Origin of the sequence: Olleya sp. ITB9 (genome assembly GCF_001315805.1) — a bacterium.
In the GTDB taxonomy this organism is placed as follows: domain Bacteria; phylum Bacteroidota; class Bacteroidia; order Flavobacteriales; family Flavobacteriaceae; genus Olleya; species Olleya sediminilitoris.
On sequence record NZ_BCBW01000011.1, the window covers coordinates 22,348 to 28,717 of the forward strand.

General features: G+C 29.6%; 8 protein-coding genes. 7 read left to right on the forward strand and 1 reads right to left on the reverse strand.

What is annotated here, in order from left to right:
* Positions 1 to 64: 64 nt before the first annotated feature.
* The 7 genes from ITB9_RS02550 (at position 65) to ITB9_RS02580 (ending at position 5,620) form a co-directional block, all read left to right on the forward strand.
* Entirely contained in the window at positions 65 to 856 is a 792-nt protein-coding gene (locus ITB9_RS02550; RefSeq protein WP_054851003.1) for an SDR family NAD(P)-dependent oxidoreductase, read from the forward strand.
* An 87-nt stretch (positions 857 to 943) separates the two neighbouring features.
* The gene (locus tag ITB9_RS02555; RefSeq protein ID WP_054851004.1) at positions 944 to 1,564 is read left to right on the forward strand and encodes a MarC family protein; all 621 of its coding nucleotides are present in this window, start codon (positions 944 to 946) and stop codon (positions 1,562 to 1,564) included.
* Positions 1,565 to 1,585: 21 nt separating this feature from the next.
* Positions 1,586 to 2,182, forward strand: coding sequence for an NAD(P)H-dependent oxidoreductase (locus tag ITB9_RS02560; RefSeq protein ID WP_028608079.1), 597 nt, complete (start codon positions 1,586 to 1,588; stop codon positions 2,180 to 2,182).
* A gap of 4 nt (positions 2,183 to 2,186) precedes the next feature.
* Complete coding sequence (locus ITB9_RS02565) at positions 2,187 to 4,079, forward strand: monovalent cation:proton antiporter-2 (CPA2) family protein (RefSeq protein WP_054851011.1); 1,893 nt, start codon at positions 2,187 to 2,189, stop codon at positions 4,077 to 4,079.
* Positions 4,079 to 4,960: an AraC family transcriptional regulator gene (locus ITB9_RS02570; RefSeq protein ID WP_054851005.1), complete on the forward strand. Its 882-nt coding sequence runs from the start codon at positions 4,079 to 4,081 to the stop codon at positions 4,958 to 4,960. Before ITB9_RS02565 ends, ITB9_RS02570 begins: the two co-directional genes overlap by 1 nt.
* 88 nt (positions 4,961 to 5,048) lie before the next feature.
* Positions 5,049 to 5,246 (forward strand): hypothetical protein, encoded by a 198-nt coding sequence (locus ITB9_RS02575; RefSeq protein ID WP_054851006.1) that lies wholly within the window; start codon positions 5,049 to 5,051, stop codon positions 5,244 to 5,246.
* Entirely contained in the window at positions 5,243 to 5,620 is a 378-nt protein-coding gene (locus ITB9_RS02580; RefSeq protein WP_054851007.1) for a nuclear transport factor 2 family protein, read from the forward strand. The genes ITB9_RS02575 and ITB9_RS02580 overlap by 4 nt, the downstream gene beginning before the upstream one ends.
* Before the next feature lie 330 nt (positions 5,621 to 5,950).
* Here ITB9_RS02580 and ITB9_RS02585 read toward each other — a convergent pair whose 3' ends face one another.
* Entirely contained in the window at positions 5,951 to 6,355 is a 405-nt protein-coding gene (locus ITB9_RS02585) for a hypothetical protein (protein ID WP_054851008.1), read from the reverse strand.
* Between the last annotated feature and the right edge of the window lie 15 nt (positions 6,356 to 6,370).

The following is a 6,370-nucleotide window of genomic DNA, read 5'->3' on the forward strand; positions in this document are numbered from 1 at the left end:
GTTACTTATCAATAAAAATTTCACTCAAAGTGACGTTACTTATAACAATAATCACGTAACAAAAATGAAAACCATATTAATCACAGGAAGTACAGACGGTATAGGAAAACTTACTGCTCTTAAACTAGCTAAAGAAGGCCATGAAGTATATGTTCATGGAAGAAGCAAAGCTAAGGTAGACAGCGTCATTGCCGAAATTAAAAACGCTTCAAACAACGAAAATATAAAAGGATTTGTTGCCGATTTTTCAGATTTAAGTGCTGTAAAACAACTAGCAGCACAAATTAAAAATGAAGTATCAAGTTTAGATATTTTAATCAATAATGCCGGAATTTTTAAAACACCTTTGGAAAAAACAAAGGACGGATTAGATATTAGAATGGCTGTTAACTATATAGCTCCTTATATTTTAACGGAGTCTATTGTACCTGTTTTAGAAAAAGGTGCAAATACAAGAATTGTAAATTTAAGTTCTGCAGCACAATCTACCGTTAAAAAAGGTATTCTTACAGGAGTTGTTACTATTAACGCAAGCGATGCTTATGCACAAAGTAAATTGGCATTAACCATGTGGAGTTTTCATTTTGCAAAACAACACCCTAATATGACCACAATTGCTGTAAATCCAGGTTCTTTATTAAATACCAAAATGGCTAAAGAAGCTTATGGACAACATTGGTCACCAGCAGAAAAAGGTGTAGATATTCTTTATGATTTAGCCATGTCTGAAGCAAATAAAAATGAGTCAGGCAAGTATTATGATAATGATAAAGGTAGCTTTAGTAATGCACATCCTGATGCTTATGATGAGGCTAAAATTCAAACATTATTAGAGATTACAAGTAGTTTGGTTTAAAAGTTTAATTTAATTGTTAAATTATAGAAAATTAATTTTTTAGTTAAAAAGATATTCAAGTTCTTGCTAAATTAAATTTTCAAATTAATGGATAACCTAATAACTTTCTCAATAGCAGTTTTTACTGCATTTTTTGCGATAACAAATCCGATTTCTAATATGACGGTTTTTTTATCTTTAACACAAGGTGCAGACAAAAAAACAAAGCATGATATAAACAGGCGATCAAATATTATAGCCTTTGTTATCGTTGCAGTTTTTGTGTTATTAGGAAAATATATTTTCGAATTATTTAATATTAGTATTCCTGCATTTAAAATTACAGGAGGAATACTAATATTTTTTATTGGTTTTGATATGTTACAATCAAAACGTTCTAACGTAAAAAGCCTTAAACATGTTCATGTAGATGAAGATATAGCTGTTTCACCTCTAGCAATTCCGATTTTAGCTGGTCCTGGAACCATTGTTACAGCAATGAATTTTGTTGCCAATGTAGAAACTATCCATATTATAATAGTAATTCTTATTTATGGTTTTATGAGTTTACTAACATATTTCACTTTTAGATTAAGTGATTTAATTGTTAGAATTGTAGGTAAAAATGTAATTTCTGTTATAGGAAAGATCATGGGTTTAATTATTGCTATTATTGGAACAGGAATGATTATAAACGGAATAAAACTTTCTTTTGATTTTATAACATAAACATAATTCACTAATGTTAATATGAAAAAAATTCTAATTCTATTTGCGCATCCAAAACTTGAAAAATCTAGAGCTAATTTATCTTTAATTAATCATATTAATGATAAAGAAAATGTGACTGTTCATGATTTATACGAAGAGTATCCAGATTTTCATATAGATGTTCCTAGAGAGCAAAAATTATTAGAATCGCATGATATAATTATATGGCATCATCCTTTTTATTGGTATAGTTGTCCGCCATTAATGAAACAATGGATTGATATGGTGTTAGAGTTTAATTGGGCTTATGGTCCAGAAGGTAAAGCGCTACACAATAAAACTTGTCTAAATGCTATAACAACTGGAGGATCTAAAGAAGTATATTGTTCTGCTGGATATAATAGTTTTACTGTTGAACAATTTCTAAGACCATTTGAGCAAACTGCAAATTTATGCGGAATGACATATTTTCCACCATATGCTGTAATGGGAACACATAATCTTTCCGATGAAAAATTAAACGATTATAAAATTAATTACGGTAAATTAATTGATTTGCTTCAAAACAATTTATCAATAAACGATTTTGAGAAAAAATCTTTTATTAACGATATACCACAACTTAAAAGCTCTTAATTATATGACAGGAAGTTTACTTTTTGAAGCTATAATGTTTTTGCTTGGAGCCATTATTTGTGTCTCTATAGCAAAGCGATTAGGTTTAAGTTCGGTTATTGGATACTTATTGGCTGGTGTATTAATTGGACCTTATGTTTTAGGTTTTATTGGAGAAGAAGGCGAAGATATATTGCATTTTGCAGAATTTGGAGTGGTAATGATGCTGTTTCTTATTGGATTAGAAATTGAACCTAAAAATTTCTGGAACATGCGGAAAACCATACTTGGTATGGGAGGAATACAAGTAGGAGGTACCATGTTATTATCCTATTTATTATTTACATTTTTAGGATACGATTGGGAAGTCGCTTTAGTAATTTCTATGGCTGTAGCATTATCATCTACAGCAATTGCAATGCAAACCATAAAAGAAAAAGGTTTGATGGAAACTACTTTTGGAACTTCAGCCTTTTCCATTTTATTGTTTCAGGATATTATAGTGATTTTCATGATTGGTATAATGCCATTATTATCTAATTCTAATACAGAAACACAAACCGATGGACATACTGAATCTGTTAGTCTAATTGAAAGTTTACCTTTAGTACTTCAAACAATAGCCATTATACTATCGGTTGTAGTAATTATTGCTTTAGGACGTTATGTCATTGTACCAATGCTAAGAAAAGTTGCAAAAACAGATGTAAGAGAATTACTTATTGCTGCCGCATTTTTAATTGTTTTTGGAATTTCATTTATTATGGAATTGGTAGGTATCAGTCCGGCTTTAGGTGCTTTTTTAGGTGGTGTAGTATTATCTAATAGTGAGTTTAAACACGAATTAGAAAGCACTCTAGAACCTTTTAAAAACTTACTATTAGGTTTGTTTTTTATGGCAGTTGGCGCTTCAATAAACTTTATAGTTATTGCCAAAAGTCCGCTTACTATTGGTGGTGTTTTAATTGCTATAATTATATTAAAAGCGGTAGTTTTATTTGTTACCGGTCGTGTATTTAATTTAAAATTAGACCAAAAACTGCTATTAACTTTTAGCTTATCACAAGTTGGAGAATTTGCTTTTGTATTATTGTCTTTTGCTTTCGGTTTACATATTTTAGAACAAAAGGAAATGGATATGCTGTTGGTAATTACAGCTTTAAGTATGGCTTTAACACCAATAATTAGTATTATAAACGAGCGTTTTATTCTGCCTAAAGTTGGTACTAAAGAGTCTATTAAACGTCCAATGGATCATATTGCAAAATCACAAAAAATAATTTTAGTTGGTTTTGGTAATTTTGGAAGTACGGTAGGTCGTTTTTTAAGATCGCATGGCGTAGAAGCTACTATTTTAGATCAAGATTCAAACCGAGTAGATTTTCTTCGTAAAATGGGTTTTGAAGTATATTATGGAGATGCTACACGTTTAGATTTATTAGAGTCTGCAGGTATTGCCGAAGCTAAAATTATAATTATTGCTACTAATAGATTAAATGTAACTAAGGCAATTACTAAAATTGTAAATGAAAAATATCCACACATCGAGCTCATGATTAGAACCAAAAACAGAGAAGATGCTTACGAGTTATTAAATCTTGGTCATGAAAATTTTTATCGTGAATCTTTAGATACTTCATTGGCATTAGCTAGTGATGTTTTGCATAAATTAGGTTTTAGAAAATATACTTTAAAGCGACAAGTAAAAAACTTTATTAAGTATGATGAAACAAGTTTAAGACGTTTAGCAAAAGCACCAAAACGCGATGAGGAATATATATTTAAAGCCAGAAAGGAGCTTAAAGAACAAGAAGAATTATTAGATGCAGACTTTAAAAGAGGTATTGTAGACTTTGACAATCATTGGGATAGTGACCATATTAGAAAAGCTTTAGAAAAAGCTAATACAAAAATGTAATGCAAAAAAAAGTACCGCAAATTGTTTTCGATTCTAAAAAACCAAAAAATAGTGGTATAGAAATTTTAACCATTGAAAGTCTTGCCTCTCGTAAAACCGAAATTATAGACCATAATCCAGAAAAAGCACATCAGGTTGCTTTTCACATGATTGTTTTTTACACGCAGGGAGAAAGCAAGCAATTGGTAGATTTTGTGTGGCATCCTGTAAAGAAAAACACCATTATCCATCTGTCTAAAGGGCAAATAAATGCCTTTCAATTTACTAAAAAATTAAAGGGTTATATTTTATTATTTACGGAAACCTATTTAAAAAATCAGATAAATAATTCACCAAAAAATGAATATTTAAGGTTGTTTAATACGCATTTATTTTCACCAAGTATTCAAGTGCCACAAGATTCTAATATTATACGTTATTTTGATTTGTTTTATGAGGAGTATAACAATCATACAGAAGATTTAAATCAGCAAAACACCTATAAATCAATATGTTATATCATTTTCTCCAAGTTAGAAGGCTTAAAGCAATTCCAGCCTTTTCATTTAAAGCAATCTAAACAAGTTAATATCTTTTTAGATTTTAAAGCACTTTTAGAGCTTCATTTTAAAGCCAGTAGAAATGCAGATTTTTATGCTGAAAAACTTAATATTACTTACAAACATTTAAATACCGTTTGTAAGGCAACAGTATCTATTACAGCAAAGCAATTTATTGATCAATTTATTGTTTTAGAAGCAAAACGATTACTAATAAATTCAGATATAAAAAGTACGGAATTAGCCTATTCGCTAGGTTTTGAAGAATCTACAAACTTTGTAAAATACTTCAAAAAACATACAGGTTTTACGCCAAACAACTTTAAAAAGAACTATTTGTAAGTTCAGGTTCGATATTTACCATTTTTGCACTCATATTTATCTTTAGCATATTACATGATTATAAGATATTTGTTTAAAAATCAAACAAATGTCAGACGTTAGATCATGCCCAAAGTGTGGCGCTAAAGCAAAATATAAAGTAAAAGAAAATATTGAATCTTTTGAAGCACTGCAAGATGACGAGCTATTAAAAAAAGTTGGTCAACTAAAAAAAGCAATGCAAAAATTTAAAGAAAAAGCTGAGGCTCTAGAGAAAGAATTAACCGAATTAAAATCTAAATTATGAATATAGCACAAAATAAAAAAAACGCTATCGCATTTTATAAAATGGCTTACGAGGGCAATCCAACAAAAGCAGTCGAGTTATATGTTGGAGATAAATATATACAGCATAACCCAATGGTTGCCGATGGTCCACAAGCATTTATTGATTATTTTAATCGTATGCAAAAAGAGTATCCAATAAAGTCAATTAATTTTGTAAGAGCACTTGCCGAAGATGATCTGGTAGCATTGCATACCCATCAAATCTGGCCAGATAACGACCAATATATTACTATGGATTTTTTCAGGTTTGATACCCATGGAAAAATTGTAGAACATTGGGATAGCATACAGCAAATACCAGAAACATCTGCTAATAATAATACGATGTATTAAATAATTATATGGATATCATCAAAAAACAATACGGTTGGATAATTGTTACCATTTTAGCTAGCTAACCATTATTGATGTTTTTTTAAATGATAAACATCTAGTTTTCTAATGGTTTATCGTTTTCATTAGCAGAAAATGCAGTTGGAGAAGGACTTAAAACTGTAGAAATGTTATATCATGTTACAGGGGAGTTTGCTATACGTTGGATGACTATAGTATTAACGTGTACACCTTTTTTTATAATATTTAACTCTGAACTTCTATTATTTTGAAAAGCCAAATAATCACTTGCCAAAACAATTAATTATAGATGGTGTTGTAAAACGTTTTTTATTCATTTTTCAAATCAACCCATAAAGAATATGCTCCGAAAAAAAGCCCGAATGGAATACATATTCCAAACAAACCGATATATTCCTTTTCAGAAATAGCTTTCGAAATGAAAAAGTAGATTATAGTGAATGAACAAACGATTCCAAATATCGCAAAAAGCTTTATCATTCCAGTTCCGACAATTTTATTAAAATTATTATTCATTCGTGTTGAGTCTTTTGGAATACTAGAAAAAAACCAATAGAACATATGATATCCAACATTAATTGTTATTACGGTTATTATCCGTTCTTTGAAGTCAATATCAGGTAAAAAAAGCACAAGTAGAATGCTGAAAATTAGATTTATATATCCGAAAATTTTATAGTACTTTTTAATGTCATTTTTGTTTATTATTTCCATTCAGAGTGCGTTTTG